The organism is Erythrobacter sp. HI0063, from assembly GCF_001635685.1.
Lineage (GTDB): Bacteria > Pseudomonadota > Alphaproteobacteria > Sphingomonadales > Sphingomonadaceae > Qipengyuania.
Map to the genome: position 1 here is coordinate 1 of NZ_LWFF01000246.1, position 260 is coordinate 260.

Annotated in this window: 1 protein-coding gene; it reads right to left on the reverse strand. The window is 55.8% G+C overall.

Going from position 1 to position 260, the window contains the following annotated elements; all coding sequences use genetic code 11:
- Positions 1-202: hypothetical protein (locus A3736_RS08005; RefSeq protein ID WP_156502043.1), on the reverse strand; the 202-nt coding region annotated here is incomplete at its 3' end.
- Positions 203-260: the final 58 nt, after the last annotated feature.

The window sequence follows — 260 nt, forward strand, 5'->3', positions numbered from 1 at the left end:
GGCCAACAGCCAGAGCTACTACGATAATGGTTTCGAGCTGAACGATCAGGGTGTTCGACGTTTCCTGCCATATTCGCACCCGCTCTTCCGAAACCCCGGCGTTGAGGCTTTCGCTGAGTTTGTTTTGCCAGCGAGAGAACCGTCCTTGTTCCTTGTTGGAAAGTCGTAGCGGAACGATTCCGTCAATGCTTTCGATCAGCATCGATTGTTCCTTCGCGCGCGTCGCTATGGCGGCCTCGGTGGCCCTTCGCTCCACCTGA